The organism is Streptomyces sp. NPDC037301 (genome assembly GCF_055602785.1).
Genome location: NZ_JBVJWD010000005.1, coordinates 320,730 through 340,399 on the forward strand (window position 1 = coordinate 320,730; position 19,670 = coordinate 340,399).

General features: G+C 70.1%; 19 protein-coding genes. 13 read left to right on the forward strand and 6 right to left on the reverse strand.

The features are described from left to right. Positions 1-45 precede the first annotated feature (45 nt). Positions 46-348, reverse strand: a complete 303-nt coding sequence (locus ACZ7IB_RS12120; RefSeq protein WP_470911777.1) for a site-specific integrase — start codon at positions 346-348, stop codon at positions 46-48. A gap of 387 nt (positions 349-735) precedes the next feature. On the opposite strand from ACZ7IB_RS12120, the gene ACZ7IB_RS12125 reads away from it, so the two are divergent. Together ACZ7IB_RS12125 and ACZ7IB_RS12130 are read left to right on the forward strand one after the other, a co-directional pair. Next, positions 736-942 carry a hypothetical protein gene (locus tag ACZ7IB_RS12125; protein ID WP_470911779.1) on the forward strand — a complete coding sequence of 69 codons (207 nt, stop codon included), beginning with the start codon at positions 736-738 and terminating at the stop codon, positions 940-942. 242 nt (positions 943-1,184) lie between these two features. After that, positions 1,185-2,669: an alpha/beta hydrolase gene (locus tag ACZ7IB_RS12130; protein ID WP_470911782.1), complete on the forward strand. Its 1,485-nt coding sequence runs from the start codon at positions 1,185-1,187 to the stop codon at positions 2,667-2,669. A gap of 119 nt (positions 2,670-2,788) precedes the next feature. Here ACZ7IB_RS12130 and ACZ7IB_RS12135 read toward each other — a convergent pair whose 3' ends face one another. Then, positions 2,789-3,184: a hypothetical protein gene (locus ACZ7IB_RS12135; protein ID WP_470911783.1), complete on the reverse strand. Its 396-nt coding sequence runs from the start codon at positions 3,182-3,184 to the stop codon at positions 2,789-2,791. Positions 3,185-3,448: 264 nt separating this feature from the next. Continuing rightward, a complete protein-coding gene (locus ACZ7IB_RS12140; RefSeq protein WP_470911785.1) occupies positions 3,449-5,215 on the reverse strand; it encodes a dolichyl-phosphate-mannose--protein mannosyltransferase in 1,767 nt (588 codons plus the stop codon). Between the two features lie 53 nt (positions 5,216-5,268). Between ACZ7IB_RS12140 and rsmI the strand changes: the two genes are divergently transcribed. The 6 genes from rsmI (at position 5,269) to ACZ7IB_RS12170 (ending at position 10,133) form a co-directional block, all read left to right on the forward strand. Beyond that, positions 5,269-6,165 (forward strand): 16S rRNA (cytidine(1402)-2'-O)-methyltransferase, encoded by an 897-nt coding sequence (gene rsmI / locus ACZ7IB_RS12145; protein ID WP_470911786.1) that lies wholly within the window; start codon positions 5,269-5,271, stop codon positions 6,163-6,165. 158 nt (positions 6,166-6,323) lie between these two features. Continuing rightward, complete coding sequence (locus ACZ7IB_RS12150; protein ID WP_470911788.1) at positions 6,324-6,707, forward strand: hypothetical protein; 384 nt, start codon at positions 6,324-6,326, stop codon at positions 6,705-6,707. 33 nt (positions 6,708-6,740) lie between these two features. Continuing rightward, on the forward strand, positions 6,741-7,637 hold the full coding sequence (locus ACZ7IB_RS12155; RefSeq protein WP_470911790.1) for a TatD family hydrolase: 897 nt from the start codon (positions 6,741-6,743) through the stop codon (positions 7,635-7,637). 121 nt (positions 7,638-7,758) lie between these two features. Next, complete coding sequence (locus ACZ7IB_RS12160; protein WP_470911793.1) at positions 7,759-8,277, forward strand: ubiquitin-like domain-containing protein; 519 nt, start codon at positions 7,759-7,761, stop codon at positions 8,275-8,277. A gap of 84 nt (positions 8,278-8,361) precedes the next feature. After that, a complete protein-coding gene (gene rsmA, locus ACZ7IB_RS12165; protein WP_470911794.1) occupies positions 8,362-9,237 on the forward strand; it encodes a 16S rRNA (adenine(1518)-N(6)/adenine(1519)-N(6))-dimethyltransferase RsmA in 876 nt (291 codons plus the stop codon). Further along, positions 9,234-10,133 carry a 4-(cytidine 5'-diphospho)-2-C-methyl-D-erythritol kinase gene (locus tag ACZ7IB_RS12170; RefSeq protein ID WP_470911797.1) on the forward strand — a complete coding sequence of 300 codons (900 nt, stop codon included), beginning with the start codon at positions 9,234-9,236 and terminating at the stop codon, positions 10,131-10,133. The genes rsmA and ACZ7IB_RS12170 overlap by 4 nt, the downstream gene beginning before the upstream one ends. On the opposite strand, the gene ACZ7IB_RS12175 is transcribed toward ACZ7IB_RS12170, so the two are convergent. Then, positions 10,121-10,381 (reverse strand): Txe/YoeB family addiction module toxin, encoded by a 261-nt coding sequence (locus ACZ7IB_RS12175; protein WP_470911799.1) that lies wholly within the window; start codon positions 10,379-10,381, stop codon positions 10,121-10,123. The two genes, ACZ7IB_RS12170 and ACZ7IB_RS12175, sit on opposite strands and share 13 nt — an antisense overlap. Next, the gene (locus ACZ7IB_RS12180; RefSeq protein ID WP_470911801.1) at positions 10,378-10,629 is read right to left on the reverse strand and encodes a type II toxin-antitoxin system Phd/YefM family antitoxin; all 252 of its coding nucleotides are present in this window, start codon (positions 10,627-10,629) and stop codon (positions 10,378-10,380) included. Before ACZ7IB_RS12180 ends, ACZ7IB_RS12175 begins: the two co-directional genes overlap by 4 nt. Positions 10,630-10,778: 149 nt before the next feature. Here ACZ7IB_RS12180 and ACZ7IB_RS12185 point away from each other — a divergent pair, with 149 nt between their 5' ends. From ACZ7IB_RS12185 to ACZ7IB_RS12205, 5 genes are all read left to right on the forward strand, one after another. Beyond that, positions 10,779-12,596 (forward strand): ABC-F family ATP-binding cassette domain-containing protein, encoded by a 1,818-nt coding sequence (locus ACZ7IB_RS12185; RefSeq protein ID WP_470911803.1) that lies wholly within the window; start codon positions 10,779-10,781, stop codon positions 12,594-12,596. Between the two features lie 109 nt (positions 12,597-12,705). Further along, positions 12,706-14,451, forward strand: coding sequence for an outer membrane protein assembly factor BamB family protein (locus tag ACZ7IB_RS12190; RefSeq protein ID WP_470911805.1), 1,746 nt, complete (start codon positions 12,706-12,708; stop codon positions 14,449-14,451). A gap of 247 nt (positions 14,452-14,698) precedes the next feature. Then, positions 14,699-16,477 carry an outer membrane protein assembly factor BamB family protein gene (locus ACZ7IB_RS12195; RefSeq protein WP_470911808.1) on the forward strand — a complete coding sequence of 593 codons (1,779 nt, stop codon included), beginning with the start codon at positions 14,699-14,701 and terminating at the stop codon, positions 16,475-16,477. A gap of 64 nt (positions 16,478-16,541) precedes the next feature. Next, complete coding sequence (locus tag ACZ7IB_RS12200) at positions 16,542-18,437, forward strand: outer membrane protein assembly factor BamB family protein (RefSeq protein ID WP_470911810.1); 1,896 nt, start codon at positions 16,542-16,544, stop codon at positions 18,435-18,437. A gap of 215 nt (positions 18,438-18,652) precedes the next feature. Beyond that, positions 18,653-19,348: a response regulator transcription factor gene (locus ACZ7IB_RS12205; protein ID WP_470911812.1), complete on the forward strand. Its 696-nt coding sequence runs from the start codon at positions 18,653-18,655 to the stop codon at positions 19,346-19,348. A gap of 29 nt (positions 19,349-19,377) precedes the next feature. Here the strand turns inward: ACZ7IB_RS12205 and ACZ7IB_RS12210 are convergent, their stop codons facing one another. Beyond that, positions 19,378-19,665: a hypothetical protein gene (locus ACZ7IB_RS12210; protein WP_470911813.1), complete on the reverse strand. Its 288-nt coding sequence runs from the start codon at positions 19,663-19,665 to the stop codon at positions 19,378-19,380. Positions 19,666-19,670: the final 5 nt, after the last annotated feature.

A 19,670-nucleotide genomic window follows, 5' to 3' on the forward strand; every position in this document is an offset into this window, starting at 1 on the left:
CCCTGACGTGACGGCCGGCAGAGCCGGTGAAGAGGAACGGCTTCGTCACGAGGGACCGTCCGGCGTTCGCCAGGGCAGCGTGACCCTGATAGGCGGATGTTCCTTCGCATGCGTCTTGAGAGCGTCAGCCACGGTAGAGCGCAAGGGAACGTCGCGAACCTTGCCGCCCGTCGGGAGCGCGAAGACGAACTTCCCGCGGATGCGCTTGAGCTGATGCCCGACAGCGAGCCGGCCGCCTTCGTAGTCCGGCTCGTCTTCGGAGAGCCCGAACACCTCGCCCTGTCGGAGACCACACCCGCTCGCCACGTCCACGGTCGCCCGCAGATGCTTGGGCAGTGCGCCGCGCACACCGAAGACCTGGTGTGCTGTCCATGGAATGACGCGGGTGCGGCTTGGATCTGGCTGGACGCGCGATGCCGGGTATCCCTCCCCTAACCCCTAGGGGGCGGGGGATCCGCGTGCTGATCCGACAAGCCGGAAGAAAGGGAGGCCGCGCCGAGTGGGCCGACGCGCCGGCCTGGCCCGCCACCGCCGCTCCCGGAGCTCGCCGCCGACAAGAACTTGGCCACCGGTCGGGCGCTCGACCCGCGTCGCTCCACCCGTACCACCGCCCGCGACACGGCCGAACTACTGCATGGGCCGATCACACCGGGCTCCTGCTGTCTGCGTGTGGGTGCGGACGGTGGTGGGGCGTCAACGGATCGACACCGCCTTGTCGTTGGCTTCCGTCCGCCGGTGTGGGCGGTCGCGAGGAGCGGCAGCCCGGTCGGCGTGGTGCGCAACAAGGTCGGCGTCGTCACCCAGCCCGGCGGATGCCGGAACGCGGCAACCGTGTTCACCCGCTCTTGCTCGGGCGCCGACGACACAGCGATCGGCCGCGCCGTCGGCGCTGCGGCCGCCTGTGCCATCGTCGTGCTGCGGGCCGGGGGGTCCACGGCGTGACGGCCGGCAGGTGGCCGATCGGCCGCCTACCCGGACCGATGAACGACAAGGAGCAGGACTCCAGCAGGACGTCGGTGCGTCGTCGTACGCCACAGGTTGGATCACGAGCCCATCCCCGCGCAGTACGAGGTACGAGTGGGGCGGAACAGAGACTGGAGGCCATCCGAGACACTGATTCTGTACAGAGGACTGGCATGGCTCTACGAGGCGGACGAACGATTTCCGTGCTGACGGTCGGCGCGGTGACGACCGTGATGGCAGCGCTCACCCCCGTGACGGCGTCCGCGGCGGGGGATCCGCTCCAGCAGTACGCGCAGCAGAAACTCCGTTGGGAGCGCTGCGATACGGGCCGGCCGGCGGAGTTCGAGTGCGCGAAGGTCAAGGTGCCGCTGGACTACAGCGACCCCGGGGGCCGGAAGATCGACCTCGCGATATCGCGGATCAAGGCGGGCAGCGCGAAGGAGCGGCACGGCGTGCTGCTGATGAATCCCGGGGGCCCGGGCGTTCCGGGGCTGACCATGCCCGTGGAGATGGAGCCGCTGCTGCCGGCGGAGGTACGAGAGCGGTTCGACCTGGTCGGCTTCGACCCGCGCGGGGTCGGGCAGAGCTCGCCGATCGGCTGCGACCTGACGGGCGACGAACAGACCTTCCAGCACCCCTACACCGCAAGGACGTTCGCGAAGGACGTGGCCCGGGCCCGGACAGTGGCCGACAAGTGCTGGGCCAAGGTGGGGGACGTGCTGCCGCACATCACCACCCGCAACACGGCACGGGACATGGACGTCGTCCGGGCGGCACTGGGAGAGAGGAAGATCTCCTACTTCGGGTACTCGTACGGCACGTACCTGGGCGCCGTCTACACGCAGATGTTCCCCCGGCATTCGGACCGGTTCGTGCTCGACAGCGCGCTCGATCCGACGCTCGCGTGGCGAGGGCTGTTCCGGGGGTGGTCGGCGGGGGCCGAACTCGCCTTCACCCGGTGGACCGAGTGGGCCGCCGCGCGCAACGCCACGTACGGGCTGGGCCCGACTCCGGCGGAGGTCCGGAAGACGTACGGGGAGCTCATCGCCCGCGCCGACCGCACGCCCGTCCCGACGACGGGCGGGGCGCTCAGCGGCGGCGCCATCCGTTCCGAGTACGGTGCGTTCGTCCACGTCGCGACCGTCACCCCGTGGATCGTCGCGTTGAAGACCGCGGCCGCGGGCGGACCGCCCGCGCCGCCCACGCCGACCGCGTCGGCGGTGCCCGACTCCGTCCCGGTCCGGTCCGCCGAAGCGGGGGCGGGGGCGTTCGGTGCGGACGTTCCGGCGGACAACCAGTCCGCCGCCGTGTGGGCCGTCTTCTGCGGCGACACCCGCAGCTGGCCGCGCAACCCCGAGCAGTACCGCCGGGACGCGATCCGAGACCGAGCCAAGTACCCGCTGGCCGGCGACCTGGGGGCCAACATTCAGCCGTGCGCGTTCTGGAAGTCGGCGGGAAGCGAACCGGCCACCGTGGTGAGCAACGACGTCAACGCGCTGATCGTGCAGAACCAGTGGGACCCGCAGGCGACGCTGGCCATGGCACAGGGCATGCGGCGGGCGCTGCACGGTGCGCGGATGGTCACGGTGGCCGGCGGTGAGGGCCACGGCGTGGTGGTGGCCGGCCCGTCCTGTGCGGACGCCGGCGTCACGCGGTACTTGACGACGGGCCGGCTGCCCGCGAAGGACCTGACCTGCGGCGGCTAGTGCCGTGACCGCATTGGTTCGCCGGGTGGTCAGACTGCGATCTTGAGAGGGCGTCCGCCCCGGCGGATGCCCGTCGAACGCTGCATCAACAAGCTCAAGCAGTGGCGCGGCCTGGCTTGCTACTCGCTGAGCATGCCGGCATTTCTACGAGACCGCGATGCTCTGCGGGACAGGTGCGCGAGCAGCTGACCCGCGCCGACGGCCACGTAGAGCACGACCAGAACCCCGAGTCCGAGGTCGAGCCAGTCATAGGCCGCGCCCCTGAAGAACGAGGCCCACGCCCTGGCCCCCGCGACGGATCCGGCAACCACCAGCAGCACCGACGCCACGGCGTACAGCGCCTTCGCGGCCCTGGGCCTCCGCTCTTCGAGCAGTTCACCACCCGCACCGAGCACGACCAGCGCGGCGAAGGCATCGTGCGGCTCCAGACGCCCCGTCCCGATCGCGTCCACGATGTTGATCAGAGCGCCGATCGACCCGACGACCAGGACACCTTGGGATATACGGCGGCTCATCAACCCTCACCCTGCGGCCAAACTTCGTTGGCAATGAATCAATCTTCGCTGTCGCACGATAGTGACACCCGCTCCCGCCTACGGGTTTGGGTGTCACGGCCCCCGTGACGGTGTCAGGTGTCACGCGGGTGTCAGAGCCGTTCCCTGGGCCGACCGCCGGGCCGTCCGTGGGCCGTCCGCGGGCGGCCGATGGGCACCGATGATGGCCAACAATCACCAAGAGGCCGCAGTCGATGACTGCGGCCTCTTGGTGCTCCTGCCCAGCTAGATCCAGGTGTCCAGCCACATCCGGTCGCGCCACGAACCGTCGGGGATCGGCGTGCCCGTGTAGATCGGCCAGAAATAAATGAAATTCCAGATGATCAGCAACACCAGCACACCCGCCGCGATCGCCCCCAGCGTCCGCCGCCGTTCCCCCGACGGATCGCCGGTCATCAGGCCGAGCTCCCGCTCGGCCCCGGTCCCCGCCGCCGGACCCAGCATCGCGCCGATCATCATCGTGACCGCCAGACACAGGAACGGCACGAACACGACCGCGTAGAAGAGGAAGATCGTCCGCTCCTGGTAGAAGAACCAGGGCAGCCAGCCCGCCGCCACACCGCAGGCGATCGCCCCCGCCCGCCAGTCGCGCCGGAAGAACCAGCGCCACAGCACGTACACCAGGGCGAAGCACGCCGCCCACCACAGCAGCGGCGTCCCGATGGCCAGCACCTCGCGGGAGCACTTGCCGGTCTCCGACGCCGCGCAGCCCGGCTGCTCCTCCCAGAAGTACGAGACGGGCCGGCCGAGCACGATCCAGCTCCACGGATTGGACTGGTAGGTGTGGCCGGACGTCAGATTCACATGGAATTCGTAGACCTGGTACTCGTAGTGCCACAGGCTGCGCAGCCAGTCCGGCAACCACGTCCAGTTGCCGCCCCTGCCGTCGGTCTGAGCCCAGTTCCGGTAGTAGCCCTTGTCGGTGACGATCCAGCCGGTCCAGGAGACGATGTACGTGAGGATCGCGACCGGGACCGTCGAGACGAACGCCGGCAGCAGATCCCGCTTCAGCACGGCCGTGTACGGGCGAACCGCACCCGCGGTCCGGCGCGCGCCCACATCCCACAGCACCGTCATCAGACCGAAACCGACCAGGATGTACAGGCCGTTCCACTTGGTGGCGAAGGCCAGCCCCAGCATCAGGCCGGCGGTGAGCCGCCACGGACGCCAGCCCAGCCGCAGATTCTCCGCGACTCCGGCATCGGGGCGCAGCACACCCTCCTCGTCGACCGGCAGCGCGGCGGCGAGGCGGCGCCGCGCCCAGTCGCGGTCGATCAGCAGGGCGCCGAACGCCGCCAGCACGAAGAACATCAGCACCAGGTCGAGCAGCGCGGCGCGGCTCATCACGAAGTGCAGACCGTCGACGGCGAGCAGTGTGCCGGCCAGGCACCCCAGGAACGTCGAGCGGAACATCCGCCGCCCGATCCGGCACAGCATCAGCACCGACAGCGTGCCGAGCACGGCCACCATGAACCGCCAGCCGAACGGCGTGAAACCGAAGATCTGCTCGCCGATCCCGATGATCCACTTGCCGACCGGTGGGTGCACCACATAGCCCGGATCCACCGGGACGTGCACCTTCGACGGATCGTCGAGGATCAGCTTGTCGATGTCCTTGGGCCAGTTCCCCTCGTACCCCTGGTTGATCAGCGCCCAGGAATCCTTGGCGTAGTACGTCTCGTCGAATATCAGCGCGTGCGGACTGCCCAGGTTCCAGAACCGCAGCACCCCGGCGACCAGTGCCACCAGCAGCGGGCCGCCCCAGGCGGACCACCGCACCAGGCGCTCGGCCATGGGCGGAGAGATCCCGAGCAGCGCCCACAACTGGGTGCCGGGGCGGGTGTACGGCGGAACCAGCCGTTCACGCAGCCCGATTCCGGGCCGGGGCGAATGGCCGAAGCGGCGCAGCCGCTGCTGCCAGGATGTCGGCTCTTCGCCGTGCGGTTCCCCGGCGTCTTGGCCCTGCCGGGCTTCGGGCGCAGTACTCGTCACCGCGCCATCGTAGGGAACGCATCTGTGCGAGCGCTGTCGCCCGTGCTGGGAGGATGACTCATGTGACTGGAACGACTGGAACGCTGGTACTCGCAGGAACCCCCATCGGCGATGTGGCGGACGCCCCGCCACGCCTCGCCGCCGAACTGGAGACGGCCGATGTGGTCGCCGCCGAGGACACCCGACGGCTGCGCCGCCTCACGCAGGCGCTCGGCATCCACACCACGGGGCGGGTCGTCTCCTACTTCGAGGGCAATGAGTCGGCCCGTACGCCCGAACTCGTCGAGGCACTGACCGGCGGCGCCCGCGTCCTGCTGGTCACGGACGCCGGGATGCCGTCCGTCTCCGATCCCGGCTACCGGCTCGTGGCCGCAGCCGTGGAGAAGGACATCAAGGTCACCGCGGTCCCCGGCCCGTCCGCGGTGCTCACGGCTCTTGCCCTGTCCGCGCTGCCCGTCGACCGTTTCTGCTTCGAGGGCTTCCTTCCGCGAAAGGCGGGCGAACGGCTCGGCAGACTGCGCGAGGTCGCCGACGAGCGCCGCACCATGGTCTTCTTCGAGGCCCCGCACCGGCTCGACGACACCCTCGCGGCGATGGCCGAGGTCTTCGGCGCCGACCGCCGGGCGGCCGTGTGCCGGGAGCTGACCAAGACGTACGAGGAAGTGAAGCGCGGCCCGCTGGGCGAGCTGGCGGTCTGGGCGGCCGAAGGGGTACGCGGCGAGATCACCGTGGTCGTCGAGGGCGCGGCCGATTCCGGGCCCGAAGAACTGGACGCCGCGGAGCTGGTACGCAGGGTGCAGGTGCGCGAGGAGGCGGGGGAGCGGCGCAAGGAGGCCATTGCCGCTGTTGCCGCAGATGCGGGGCTACCCAAGCGCGAAGTCTTCGACGCGGTCGTTGCAGCAAAGAATGCGGCGCGAACCGGCCCAGGCGAGGGCAAAGGACTAACGTAAAAGGCAAAGCACGAGCCGCGCACCGGGCCTTTCTGCCACGAGAAGGCCAAATCCGCTCCAACACTCGACAGGGCCTGATGCGTTCCCGCCGATAGCGGCGTCCACTGGACCAGGGACGCACTCTCCGGAGTGCTTGTCCGACGGACGAAGGAGCGAGCATGAGCGAGAGCGCAGCAACCACCGTGCACGAGGCGTATGCCTTCGCTTGCATGAGGTGCGGATACGGCTGGGAGCAGGCCTACGAGATAGAGCACCACGTCGACGGTGCCAACAACGATTTCGTCATATGCAAGGCGGACGGCGAGCGGGTGCCCTCACCCCTTTCCAGGCCGACCTGCACGAACTGCGGCGGACACGTGGTCCGGATCATGCGGGCCGGCCGGGTCTCGACCGTCCAGCAGTTGCTCCACACGTCGACGCGGCCGGCGAGCGAGGACATCGGCGCCCGGGAGGATGAGGCCGTGGCGGCGACCGTCGCACCCGCGGGTGCGACGCATCACTGGCACCTGTCCGACCTGCTGCACCCCTTCCACCGCAAGTAAGCCCACCGGCGCGGTCCTCGTACGATCGTCGTCATGAGCCGTTCCGAAGCCCCGCCGCTGCCCGAACCCCTCCGGGTACCGGTCGCCGATTCGCACACCCACCTGGACATGCAGGACGCAACCGTCGAGGAGGGCCTGGCCAGGGCCGCGGCGGTCAATGTGACCACCGTGATCCAGGTGGGCTGCGACGTGGCCGGTTCGCGCTGGGCCGCCGAGACCGCCGCCGCGCATGCGAACGTGCACGCGGCGGTGGCCCTCCACCCCAACGAGGCCCCGCGCATCGTGCACGGCGACCAGGGGGGCACCTCCCAGCCCCCTGGGGCTGGGGGAGGCCGGTCGCGGCAGGGGGTGCGTGAAGGGGGCGGCCGGGCGGCACTGCACGAGGCCCTCGCGGAGATCGACGCGCTGGCCGCACTCGACCACGTACGCGGTGTCGGCGAGACCGGGCTCGACTGCTTCCGTACCGGCCCCGAGGGAATGGCCGCGCAGGAGGAGTCCTTCCGGGCCCACATCGAGATCGCCAAACGGCACGGCAAGGCGCTGGTCATCCACGATCGCGAGGCGCACGCGGATGTGCTGCGCATCCTCGCCGACGCGGGTGCCCCCGAGCGGACCGTGTTCCACTGCTACTCCGGCGACGCCGACATGGCCCGGATCTGCGCGGACGCCGGGTACTTCATGTCCTTCGCGGGCAATGTCACCTTCAAGAACGCCCAGCCGCTGCGTGACGCACTGACCGTCGCGCCGATGGAACTGGTCCTGGTCGAGACGGACGCACCGTTCCTGACCCCCGCCCCGTACCGCGGACGGCCTAACGCGCCCTACCTCATTCCGGTCACGCTGCGTGCCATGGCGGAGGTGAAGGGCGTGGACGAGGACACCCTGGCGTCGGCCATCTCCGACAACACCGCCCGCGCATTCGACTACTGACCGGTACCGGCCGACTCCCCGGCTACGGTGTGTAGTTGAGTAGTTTTGGAGAGTCGTCGATGCTCCGCTATCGTCCCGGGCGCCATCAGGCGAGCCGGCCGATCGGATCCTCTGGAGCGTCGTGAGCAATTCGAAGGGCAGTCACCGTGCAGCACGCGGCAGGGGGCGTACGGCGGTGGCGATGCCGCCCGCCCGTCTTCCGGCCGCCGCATCCGTATCCGTACCGCTTCATGAGCAGCTGACGCTCGCCGCCTGGGCGGTGCGCGCACCGACAGTCGTCGTTACGCCTCTGCTGCCCGGCGGGCCGGCCCTCCCCGGCACCGACGGCGGCCGGGCGGCGGCGCGCAGGGCCGCCCGGCGGCGCAAGGTCCCCGTCCGCCCCGAGAGCCTGCGCCGTCTCGTCCCGCAGGTCCTCGTCGTCGCGTTCCTGGCCGGTGGCACCACCGCGTTCGTGGCCTGCGACAAGGCGGTGTCGCTCGATGTCGACGGCACGCCCCGCACCCTGCACACCTTCGCGGACGACGTCGACGAACTCCTCGCCGACCAGGGTGTCACCGTCGCCGCCCACGACACCGTCACCCCTGTCCTCGGCAGCCCGCTCGCCGACGGCGACGAGGTCGTCGTGCGGGCGCGGAGGTAGCGGAGGCGGCGGAGCGGTGGGGCGGGAGGCCGTACGCGCAACGGGGGCGAGCCCCCGGCCGCGCCGCGGCCGTAGGCTTACCGGGTGAGCACCACTGAGCCCGATGCCCTCCTGGGCCCCGCAGACATCCGCGAGCTGGCCGCCAAGCTGGGCGTACGCCCGACCAAGCAGCGCGGTCAGAACTTCGTCATCGACGCCAATACGGTCCGCAGGATCGTGCGGACTGCGGAAGTCCGCCCGGACGACGTCGTCGTCGAGGTCGGTCCGGGGCTCGGCTCGTTGACCCTGGCGCTGCTGGAGGCGGCGGACCGGGTCGTCGCCGTCGAGATCGACGACGTGCTGGCGGGCGCCCTGCCGGCCACGGTCGCCGCCCGGCTGCCGGGGCGCGCCGACCGGTTCGCCCTGGTGCACTCCGACGCGATGCTGGTCCGGGAGCTGCCGGGCCCGGCGCCGACCGCGCTGGTCGCGAACCTTCCGTACAACGTCGCCGTGCCGGTCCTGCTGACCATGCTGGAGCGCTTCCCTTCCATCGAGCGGACCCTCGTCATGGTCCAGGCCGAGGTCGCCGACCGGCTGGCCGCCAGGCCGGGCAACAAGGTCTACGGCGTGCCGTCGGTGAAGGCCAACTGGTACGCGGACGTCAAGCGTGCCGGGTCCATCGGCCGCAATGTCTTCTGGCCCGCTCCGAACGTCGACTCCGGCCTGGTCTCGCTGGTCCGGCGTACCGAGCCGATCACGACGAGCGCGAGCAGGACCGAGGTCTTCGCGGTCGTCGACGCGGCCTTCGCCCAGCGCCGCAAGACGCTGCGGGCGGCCCTGGCCGGCTGGGCGGGCTCCGCGCCCGCCGCAGAAGCGGCTCTGGTCGCGGCCGGGATCTCGCCGCAGGCCCGCGGCGAGGCGCTGACGGTCGAGGAGTTCGCCGCCATTGCCGAGAACAAGCCCTCCGGGAGTGGCGAGTGAGCGTCACCGTCCGCGTACCCGCCAAGGTCAACGTCCAGCTCGCGGTCGGCGCCGCGCGCCCCGACGGCTTCCACGACCTGGCCAATGTCTTCCTCGCCGTCGGCCTGTACGACGAGGTCACCGTCACCCCCGCCGACGAACTGCGCATCACCTGCTCGGGCCCGGACGCCGCCAAGGTCCCGCTGGACGCGACGAACCTCGCCGCCCGCGCCGCGATCGCACTGGCCGAGCGGCACGGCATCGCACCCGATGTGCACATCCACATCGCCAAGGACATCCCCGTCGCGGGCGGCATGGCGGGCGGCAGCGCCGACGGTGCGGCCGCCCTGCTGGCCTGCGACACCCTCTGGTCCACCGGTGCCGGCCGGGAGGAGCTCCTCGCCATCTGTGCGGAGCTGGGCAGTGACGTGCCGTTCAGCCTGGTCGGCGGCGCGGCTCTCGGCGTCGGACGCGGCGAGCAGCTGACCGCGATCGACGTCGGCGGAACCTTCCACTGGGTCTTCGCGGTCGCCGACGGCGGGCTCTCCACCCCGGCCGTCTACGGCGAGTTCGACCGGCTCACGGCCGGTACGGACGTCCCGGAGCCCGCCGCGTCCGCCGCGCTCCTGGACGCGTTGCGGACCGGTGACGCCACGGCTCTCGGGGGCGCGCTGAGCAACGACCTGCAGCCCGCCGCGCTCTCCCTGCGCCCCTCACTCGCCGGCACCCTCGCCGCGGGCACCGAGGCCGGCGCCCTGGCCGCCCTGGTCTCGGGCTCAGGGCCGACCACCGCGTTCCTGGTGGCGGATGCGGAGTCGGCGCGGAAGGTGGCCGAGGCGCTGATCACCTCGGGGACATGCAGGAACGCGCGGGCGGCGGTGTCCCCGGCGCCGGGGGCGACGATTCAGCGGCCGTAGTGGTAGCGGCACGAGACGATACGTACCTCGTCCTCGATCACGCGGTAGATGAGTCGGTGTTCCTCGCTGATCCTGCGGGACCAGTACCCATGGAAATCATGCCGCAGGGGCTCCGGTTTGCCGATGCCTTCGTTTCCGTAGCGGGTGATGTCCTGGAGCAGGGTGTTGATCCGCTTGCGGATCTTCCGGTCCTGGGTCTGCCACCACACGTAGTCCGTCCATGCGGAATCGTGCCAGACGAGCTTCATTCAAGGAGCTCCCGTACCGTGCCGCCACCGTTCTCGAGATCGTCGATCGCCGCCAGGACGCGACGCGCGTTCTCGGAGCTGCGGTACAGGTAGGCCGTCTCCTTCATGGACTCGTACTCATCGAGCGCCACGATCACCACGGGCTCGTGGCCGGCGCGCGTCACTATGACTTCTTCACGGTCGTTGACGACAGCACTCAGGGTCTCCGCGTACTTGGCACGCGATTCCGTGTAGGTCATGGTGCGCATACTCGCCTCCCAGGTGAGTCCATGTACAGGAAGTTGTACGTACAGAAAAGCGTACGTCTGAGGTTGCTGGACGGCAAGGCCGCCCGCGGAATCCCGCCCTTGGGCCCCGTACCCTGGGAAGTCGATCGATCCCCCGGGGCAGGAGTGAAATGGCCGTCAATCTGGTCAATGTCGAGCAGGTCAGCAAGGTGTACGGCACCCGTGCCCTGCTCGATGGTGTGTCCCTCGGTGTGTCCGAGGGGGACCGGATCGGTGTCGTGGGCCGTAACGGCGACGGCAAGACGACCCTCATCCGGATGCTCGCCAGGCTGGAGGAGGCGGACAGCGGCCGTGTCACCCACAGCGGCGGGCTGCGCCTCGGCGTCCTCACCCAGCACGACTCGCTCGACCCCGAGGCGACCATCCGCCACGAGGTGATCGGCGACCTCGCGGACCACGAGTGGGCGGGCAGCGCAAAGATCCGCGATGTGCTCACCGGACTCTTCGGCGGGCTGGCCCTGCCGGGCTTCGAGCACGGCCTGGACACCGTCATCGCCCCGCTCTCCGGCGGCGAGCGTCGCCGGATCGCGCTGGCGAAGCTGCTCATCGCCGAGCAGGACCTGATCATCCTCGACGAGCCGACCAACCACCTCGACGTCGAGGGCATCTCCTGGCTGGCCGGCCATCTGCGGGCACGCCGCTCGGCGCTCGTCTGCGTCACCCACGACCGCTGGTTCCTCGACCAGGTCTGTACGCGCATGTGGGACGTCCAGCGTGGCACGGTCCATGAGTACGAGGGCGGCTACAGCGACTACGTCTTCGCGCGGGCCGAGCGGGAGCGCATCGCCGCGACCGAGGAGTCCAAGCGGCAGAACCTGATGCGCAAGGAGCTGGCCTGGCTGCGCCGCGGCGCCCCCGCCCGTACCTCCAAGCCGCGCTACCGCATCGAGGCGGCCAATGAACTGATCGCCGATGTGCCGCCGCCGCGCGACACCAGCGAGCTGATGAAGTTCGCCAACGCCCGGCTCGGCAAGACCGTCTTCGACCTGGAGGACGTGACCGTCCAGGCAGGCCCCAAGACGCTGCTCACCCACCTCACCTGGCAGCTCGGCCCCGGCGACCGGATCGGCCTGGTCGGGGTCAACGGCGCGGGCAAGACCTCGCTGCTGCGGGCGCTCGCCGAGGCGGCCCGCACACAGGGCGACGTGCAGCCCGCCGCCGGGAAGGTCGTCGTCGGCAAGACCGTCAAGCTGGCCTACCTCTCCCAGGAGGTCCAGGAGCTCAACCCGAACCTGCGGGTGCTCGAAGCGGTCCAGCAGGTACGGGACCGGGTCGACCTGGGCAAGGGCCGGGAGATGACCGCGGGCCAGCTCTGCGAGCAGTTCGGCTTCTCGAAGGAGAAGCAGTGGACCCCGGTCGGTGACCTCTCGGGTGGTGAGCGGCGCCGGCTCCAGATCCTGCGCCTGCTGATGGACGAGCCGAATGTCCTCTTCCTCGACGAGCCCACCAACGACCTCGACATCGAGACCCTGACCCAGTTGGAGGACCTCCTCGACGGCTGGCCCGGATCGATGATCGTGATCTCTCACGACCGGTTCTTCATCGAGCGGACCACGGACCGGGTGATGGCGCTGCTCGGCGACCGCACGCTGCGGATGCTGCCGCGCGGGATCGACGAGTACCTGGAGCGCAGGCAGCGGATGGAGGAGGCGGCCACCCCCTCCGCCGCACCCGCGGCGGCGAAGGAGAAGGCCGCGTCGGCCGCGAGCGTCTCCCCGCAGGCCGCACGTGCGGCGAAGAAGGAACTGCAGAAGGTGGAGCGGCAGCTCGACAAGATGTCGACGCGGGAGACCGCGCTGCACGCACAGATCGCGGAAAACGCCACGGACTTCGAGAAGGTGGCGAAGCTGGACGCGGAGCTGCGCGAACTGGTCGCTGAGCGCGATGAGTTGGAGATGCGCTGGCTGGAACTGGCCGAGGACGCCTGATCGCTGCGGTGCGTCAGGTGTGACGGCTGGGGCTCGTGGGACGGGTGATAGAAAGAAACCTTGCCCGGCGCGGAAGCCGGACCCGTCCGCACGAAGGGGGGACGTGCTGATGACTCAGCCGCCCGGCCAGCAACCGCCGCAGGGGGGCTTCGGGGCTCCGTACGATCCCCCGTCCGGTTCGTACGGGCCTCCCACGCAGCCGCCGGGTCCGTACGGCCCGCCCACGCAGCCGCCCGGTCCGTACGGGCCGCCGCCCGCCCAGCCCGGCCCGTACGACGCGCCCACACAGCCCGGCCCGTACGGCGTGCCGTCGCAGCCGGGGCTGTACGGCGCGCCGACGCAGCCCGGTCCCTACGGTGTGCCGTCGCCACCGCAGCCCGGTGGCCCCGCGGGCAGCGGCGGCGGAGGGTTCTTCCGGGGCCGGCGCGGGGCGGTCGTCGGTGCCGTGCTCGCGGTGGTGCTGCTGGCGGGCGGTGGTGTCTGGCTGGCCACGAGCGGGGGCGACGAGACGAAGCCCACGGCGAAGAAGAGCGGCGACCCCGAGCCGGACGTCTCGTCCACCGGCAAGGGCAAGCCCGATGACAAGGGCAAGGGCCAGGGGCCGAGCGACCTCCGTGCCGAGGCCGACGGGATCAACGCCAAGCGCAAGCCGGGCGAGGCGAAGGTCCTCTGGCTCCAGGAGGGCGGCGTCGACCTGCCGCGCAACGGCTCGGACGTGTACGGCCCCTGGATCGTCGGCGACACCGTCGTCAAGGCGATGTTCCACACGGTCTCCGGCTACTCGGTCACGGACGGCAGCCAGAAGTGGAGCCTGCGCCTGCCGTCGGACCTGTGCGCGGCCCCCTCGCAGGCCACCGCCGACGGCAAGATCGTCCTCGGGATCCAGACCGGTCACGGCGACCAGGCGTTCTGCGACGCGCTCCAGATGGTCGACCTCACGACCGGCAAGGCCGGCTGGCACAAGACCTACAAGCGCCAGGGCGCCTGGGACGAGCTCTCCCACGTCGCGATGGCGATCAACGGCGACACCGTGACCGTGGGGCGCACCACCAGGACGGACGCCTTCCGGGTCAGCGACGGCAAGGTGCTCTTCGGGCAACTGCCGGGCAACTGCCAGCCGTTCGGCTTCGCGAGCGGCCCCGTGGCGATCGCCGCGGCCAGCTGCCAGACCGCGGCCGACGACCACAAGGAACAGCTGGTGGAGCGGATCGACCCCGCCACCGGCAAGGTCCTGTGGAAGTACAAGGTCAAGAAGGGCTGGGAGGTCGCGCAGTTCTACTCGGTCAGCCCGCTGGTCGTCTCCCTGAAGAAGGGGGACCAATGGGCGATCATCATGCTCAACGCGGACGGCACCTACCGCTCCCAACTGGTCGGCGGCGACGAGAACTACAAGACGCAGTGCGACACCGACGTGGCGTCCGACGGCAGGAACCTCGACAACTGCCTCGGGGTGGCGGCCGACGACAAGGCGGTCTATCTGGCGACCAAGCCAGGTGAGTCCGACCCCACGAACGAGGTCGTCGCCTTCGACCTGGCCAGCGGACAGACGAAGTGGAAGGCCGCCGCCCCCGCCGGGCAGACCCTGATGCCGATGCGGGTGGAGGGCGGCAGGCTGCTGATGTACCTGTCGGCGGCGAAGAACAAGGGTGGCGGCATCGCGTCCCTCCCGCCGACCGGCGGCACACCGCAGATGGTGGTGCGGCACCCGGCTGCCGGGGCGGAGGCCGAGCGCGCGCTCTTCGACACCCGGGTCGCCTACGTGAACGGGCGTTCCCTCCTCCTGAGCACGAGCCTCAGCGGGATCGAGGACGGGGACGAGAAGCGGGCGAAGTCGCTGGCGGTCTTCGGCAACTGACGGTCCGAGGCGTAACGGAGGCATCACGGGGCGGTTCTCCCTTGGGAACAGGGGGCGGACCGCCCCGGTGCCCGAGGTCTCGCGGGTGGTACAAAGAAGCCCCGCTCGACTGTCGTAACGCCGCGGGATCCATGCCCGATCCGCTCCTTTCCGGGGAGTTCAGGGGGTCTTGTCGGACTCTTCGAGCCCTGCGGAATCGCGGGGGAGAACGGAACGGGCACCGGACCGCACGAAGGGGGACGTGCTGATGACCCAGCCGCCCAGCCAGCAACCGCCGCAGGGAGGCTTCGGCGCACCGCAGGAGCCGCCGCAGGGGAGTCCTCAGCCGCCTCAGGGTCCGCCGCAGTCCCCGCCGCCCGGTTACGGCTACCCGCAGACGCCCGGTCAGGCGCCGGGCCAGGCCCCCGGTTACAGCTACCCCCAGCAGCCCGGTCCGTACAACCAGCAGCCCGGTCCGTACAACCAGCAGCCCGGTCCGTACAACCAGCAGCCCGGTCCGTACGGTCAGCCGGCGCAGCCCGGTTACGGCTACCCGCAGCAGCAGTACCCCGGCGCACCGGCCTCCGGCGGCCCCGGTGGTCAGGGCGGCGGCAACTCCCCCAAGCGCAAGCCCGCGTTGATAATCGGCGCCGCGGCCGTCGCGCTCCTGGTGATCGGCGCCGGCATCTTCATCGCCACGAGCGGGAGCGACGACGACAAGAAGCCCGTCGCGGAGAAGAGCGGCGACGCCAAGCAGAGCAGCTCGCCTTCCGTCGACGAGGGCAACGGCGACGGCCGCGAGGCCGATGACAACCTCAACGCCGGGCGCAAGGAGGGCGAGGCGAAGGTTCTCTGGCTGCAGAAGAACGACGTCGACCTGCCGGGCAACGGCTCGGACGTGTACGGCCCCTGGGTCGTCGGTGACACCGTCGTCAAGGGCATGTACCGCGCGATCTCCGGCTACTCCGTGGCCGACGGCAAGCAGAAGTGGACACTGAAGCTGCCCGCCGACCTGTGCGCGGCACCCTCGCAGCCCACCACCGACGGCAAGATCGTCATCGGGGTCCAGAACGGCACCACCGACAAGGCGGACTGCGCGGACCTCCAGATGATCGACCTCAACACCGGCAAGGCCGGCTGGAAGAAGTCGATCAAGAAGAACGGCATCTGGGACGTGATGTCGAACATCTCGCTGGCCATCAGCGGCGACACGGTGGCCGTCGGGCGCACCGGCAACTCCAACGCCTTCCGGGTCAGTGACGGCAAGGAGCTGTTCGGCAACCAGCCCGGCAACTGCCAGCCGTTCGCCTTCGCGGGCGGCCCCAAGCTGATCGCCGCCTCCAGCTGCCATACCGATGACGTCGGCAATCCCCAGCATCAGATCCAGGAGCTCGACCCGGTCACGGGGAAGCCCCGGTGGACGTACCGGCCCAAGCGCGGATGGGAGATCGACCGGGTCTACTCGGTGAGCCCGCTGGTGACCTCGCTGAAGAAGGACAAGGAGTGGAGCGTCCTCTCCCTCAAGGAGAACGGCTCGCTCCGCTCCGGACTCGTCAGTGACAAGGGCGACAAGTTCACAACGGACTGCGGCGACGCTTTCGCCGTCTTCGGCAAGTCCCTGGACGGTTGCACCGGTGTCGCCGCCGACGCCAACACGTTCTACATGTCGACCGCGCCGGACTCCAGCGGCATCACCGATACGAACAAGGTCGTGGCGTTCAACCTGAACACCGGCAAGTCCAAGTGGAAGGCCGCAGCCCCGGCCGGGCGCGTGGTGAAGCCACTGCGCATGGAGGGCGGCAATGTGCTGCTCTACCTGAAGGCCGGGTACAACAAGGGCGGCGGGATCGCCACCCTCGCACCGACCGGTGGCACGCCGCAGATGGTGCTGCGGCACCCGGTGTCGACGGCCCAGACCGAGAGCTTCTTCTACAACTCGAAGATCGTCTACGCGGGCGGCCGTTCCTTCATCGCGAGCGGACGGGTCAGCGCGAGCAACGACAAGGAAGAGCTGGAGATGAAGACCATGATGGCCTTCGGCAACTGATGGCTCAGCAAGGCTTTCGACGGTCCCGACCCACCAACTCCCTTTCCCTAGAGGTACGTACGCCATGACGCAGCCCCCCCAGCCGCCCAACGAGCCGCCCCAGGGCGGATTCGGTGCCCCGCAGGAACCCCCGCCGGGCGGGTTCGGCGCACCGACCCCGCCGCCCGCCGACCCGTTCGGCAAGCAGCCGGCCACCCCGCCCGCGGGCGGATTCGGCGCCCCGCAGACCCCGCCGCCCGCAGGCCCGCCGCAGCAGCCGGGTCCGGGTTACGGCTACCCGCAGGGCGGGCCGCCGCAGCCGGGTTACGGCTACCCGCAGGGCGGGCCCCCGCAGCCCGGTTACGGCTACCCGCAGTCGCCCGTGCCCGGCCAGCCGCAGCAGGGTTACGGATTCCCGCAGGGCCTGCCGCCCGGCCAGCCGCCGCAACAGGGGTACGGCTACCCGATGCCCCCGACGCAGCAGCAGCCGTACCCGCCGCAGCAGAACGGGAACGGGGGCAAGAAGTTCACCACCCGGATGCAGATCATCGTTGCCGCGTCGGTCGCCGTCGTGCTGATAGTCGCCGGGGGCATATGGTTCTCCTCCAGCGGCGGTGACGACGGCAAGAAGGACAAGGCGTCCCAGTCCAGCGGCGGCACCACCGAGGGCAAGGGCGGCGGCCAGGGCGGCGCTGTCGGTGGCGCCGGCAAGGAGAAGGCACCGGCGGACCCCAAGTCCAGGGTCGTGTTCCAGTTGCCGGAACCGAAGGTCGATGACGTCACCAAGGTCAACGGTTCCTGGCTGACCGACAAGGCGTATGTCAAGACCGGCTTGAACGAGATCGTCGGCTATGACGTGGCCAAGGGCACCAAGCTGTGGTCCATCCCGTTGGCGGGCCAGGTCTGCGCCGCCTCCCGGCACATGTCCAAGGACTACAAGACGGCCTTCGCCTTCGAGGAGGCCAAGCCGACCAAGACCAGGAAGTACCAGCCGTGCAACCAGGTGGGTGCGATCGATCTGAACACCGGCAAGCTGATGTGGAGCAAGTCGGTGACCGCCGCCACCAGCGGTGATGCGCCGCTCGCGTACCGCCAGGTCACGCTCAGCGGTACCACGGTCGCCGCGGCCGGTACCGACGGCGGCGCGGCGTTCGACCTGAACACCGGCGCCGAGCTCTGGAAGCCCAAGGTCTCCGCCGACGGCTGCTACGACGCGGGCTACGCCGGTGGCGAGGCGCTCGCCGTCGTCCGCAGCTGCGGTACGTTCGACGACCCGCAGCTCGTCATCCAGGCGCTGAACCCGACCACCGGCGCCCCGCTCTCCTCCTACAAGATGCCGCCCGGTGTCGACTACGCGAGCATCGTCTCCACCAAGCCGCTGGTCGTCGCGGCCGACGTCGGCGACACCGCCGGTGACGGCAGCGGCATCTCGGACTTCTTCTCGATCGACGCCTCCACCGGCAAACTGCTCACCAGGATCGCGGCGGACGGCGAGAAGTACGCCGCGCGCTGCGAATCCACCGAGGTCGAGAGCTGCCGGAAACTGGCCGTCGGCAACAACCGCATCTACGTGCCGACCGAGGACCACGAGGGCACCGGCGAGTACGGCGACACCAACGAGATCGTCTCCTTCGACCTCACCACGGGCAAGCCGACCAGTGACCGGGCCGATGCGGGCGAGCGCTACACGATGTTCCCGCTCCGCATGGACGGCGGCAACATCATCGCGTACAAGGAGCCCCCGTACGACAAGGGTGGCCAGATCGTCTCCATCGACGGCTCCACCTTGAAGCAGACCGTGCTGATGGAGAATCCGAGCGAGAAGTCCGCCCGCGACGCCGAGACCAGCTTTACCGGAGACTACTCCGAGATGCTCTACTCCGGTGGCCGGCTGTGCATCTCCCAGGTGATGATCAGCAAGGGGGGCGGGGCCTCGCTGACCGACAAGGAGTACCTCGCCGTCTCCTTCGGCACCAGCTGATCCGCACGCAGTACCTGTGACCCGGCCCTGCCGGTCGATCATTCGACCGACAGGGCCGATCGTTTTCCGCCTGCCGAGCAGCCCTGAATGGCACATAATCCGACACTCCAGGGGTCTTCTGCCGGGTTAGGGGTCCGGAGCGTCGAACAAGCGTGTAGCTTGCCGGGTCAGGGCGGGCCGGGGGGCCTGGTGCCGGTGCTACGGGGGTGTGCTCGATGGGCGTGCGGCTCATGGTGGTCGATGATCACCGACTGCTCGCCGAGGCGCTCGCCTCGGCGTTGAAACTGCGGGGCCACCGGGTGCTCGCGGCGGCCGCGCCGGCTTCGGGGGCGGCGGAGCTGGTGGTCAGCAGGGCTCCGGAGGTCTGCCTGTTCGGCACCGCGGCACCTGCCGAACCCGGCGCCTTCGACCCGATCGTACGGATCAGGCGCGAGCGCCCTCAGGTGGCCGTGGTGGTGCTCGGGCCGGTGCCCAGCCCGCGCGGGATCGCGGCGGCTTTCGCGGCAGGCGCCGCGGGATATGTCCGGCACGACGAGCGCATGGAGGGCGTCGAACGGGCGATGGTCAAGGCGCGAGCCGGAGAGGCCGCGGTGGCGCCGCAACTGCTCCAGGGCGCCTTCGCCGATCTGCTGAATCCGGTCGCGGCGCCGGACGACGAGGGGCAGCGGCTGCTGCAGATACTCACCCCGCGCGAGGTAGAGGTCCTGATCCGGGTCGCCGAGGGCGAGGACACCCGGCTGATCGCGGCCGGGATGCGGATCGCGTCGAGCACCGCGCGTACACATGTGCAGCGGGTGCTGATGAAGTTGGGTGTCGGCTCCCGGCTGGAGGCCGCGGCGCTCGCGGCCCGCACGGGACTGCTGGACCGGGCGGTGCCGCTGGACAAGCAGGGGCCCGGCGGCACCGGATGATGCCGCCGGGCCCCTGCTGAGGCGGTACGTCAGCCGTCCGCCGGGTCCGGGCCGTCGGCCGGCGCCTGTGCCGGGCGCAGCTTCAGCCAGACCAGGAAGAACAGCCCGAGGACCAGCATGGCCAGGCCGGTCCACAGGTTGATGTGGACGCCCTGGGCCTTCTTCAGGTCCGCGTCGGACGGGTTGATCCCGGCGATGGTGACGATCACGCCGTAGACCACGAAGAGGCCGCCGATGATCCGCCGGATGTCGAAGAGACGGGCCGCGGTCGCGGACTTCTGCTCCAGTTCGGAGACTTCCTTGTGCAGGTCGGACATGGTGA

Excerpts from the sequence above, each read along its gene's own strand:
- ACZ7IB_RS12205 (WP_470911812.1), top strand. The coding sequence starts at position 18,653 with ATGGGCGTGCGGCTCATGGTGGTCGATGATCACCGACTGCTCGCCGAG.
- ACZ7IB_RS12175 (WP_470911799.1), bottom strand. The coding sequence starts at position 10,381 with ATGAAGCTCGTCTGGCACGATTCCGCATGGACGGACTACGTGTGGTGG.
- ACZ7IB_RS12210 (WP_470911813.1), bottom strand. The coding sequence starts at position 19,665 with ATGTCCGACCTGCACAAGGAAGTCTCCGAACTGGAGCAGAAGTCCGCG.
- ACZ7IB_RS12150 (WP_470911788.1), top strand. The coding sequence starts at position 6,324 with ATGAGCGAGAGCGCAGCAACCACCGTGCACGAGGCGTATGCCTTCGCT.
- ACZ7IB_RS12190 (WP_470911805.1), top strand. The coding sequence starts at position 12,706 with ATGACTCAGCCGCCCGGCCAGCAACCGCCGCAGGGGGGCTTCGGGGCT.
- ACZ7IB_RS12180 (WP_470911801.1), bottom strand. The coding sequence starts at position 10,629 with ATGCGCACCATGACCTACACGGAATCGCGTGCCAAGTACGCGGAGACC.
- ACZ7IB_RS12185 (WP_470911803.1), top strand. The coding sequence starts at position 10,779 with ATGGCCGTCAATCTGGTCAATGTCGAGCAGGTCAGCAAGGTGTACGGC.
- rsmI (WP_470911786.1), top strand. The coding sequence starts at position 5,269 with ATGACTCATGTGACTGGAACGACTGGAACGCTGGTACTCGCAGGAACC.
- ACZ7IB_RS12195 (WP_470911808.1), top strand. The coding sequence starts at position 14,699 with ATGACCCAGCCGCCCAGCCAGCAACCGCCGCAGGGAGGCTTCGGCGCA.
- ACZ7IB_RS12200 (WP_470911810.1), top strand. The coding sequence starts at position 16,542 with ATGACGCAGCCCCCCCAGCCGCCCAACGAGCCGCCCCAGGGCGGATTC.
- ACZ7IB_RS12135 (WP_470911783.1), bottom strand. The coding sequence starts at position 3,184 with ATGAGCCGCCGTATATCCCAAGGTGTCCTGGTCGTCGGGTCGATCGGC.
- ACZ7IB_RS12155 (WP_470911790.1), top strand. The coding sequence starts at position 6,741 with ATGAGCCGTTCCGAAGCCCCGCCGCTGCCCGAACCCCTCCGGGTACCG.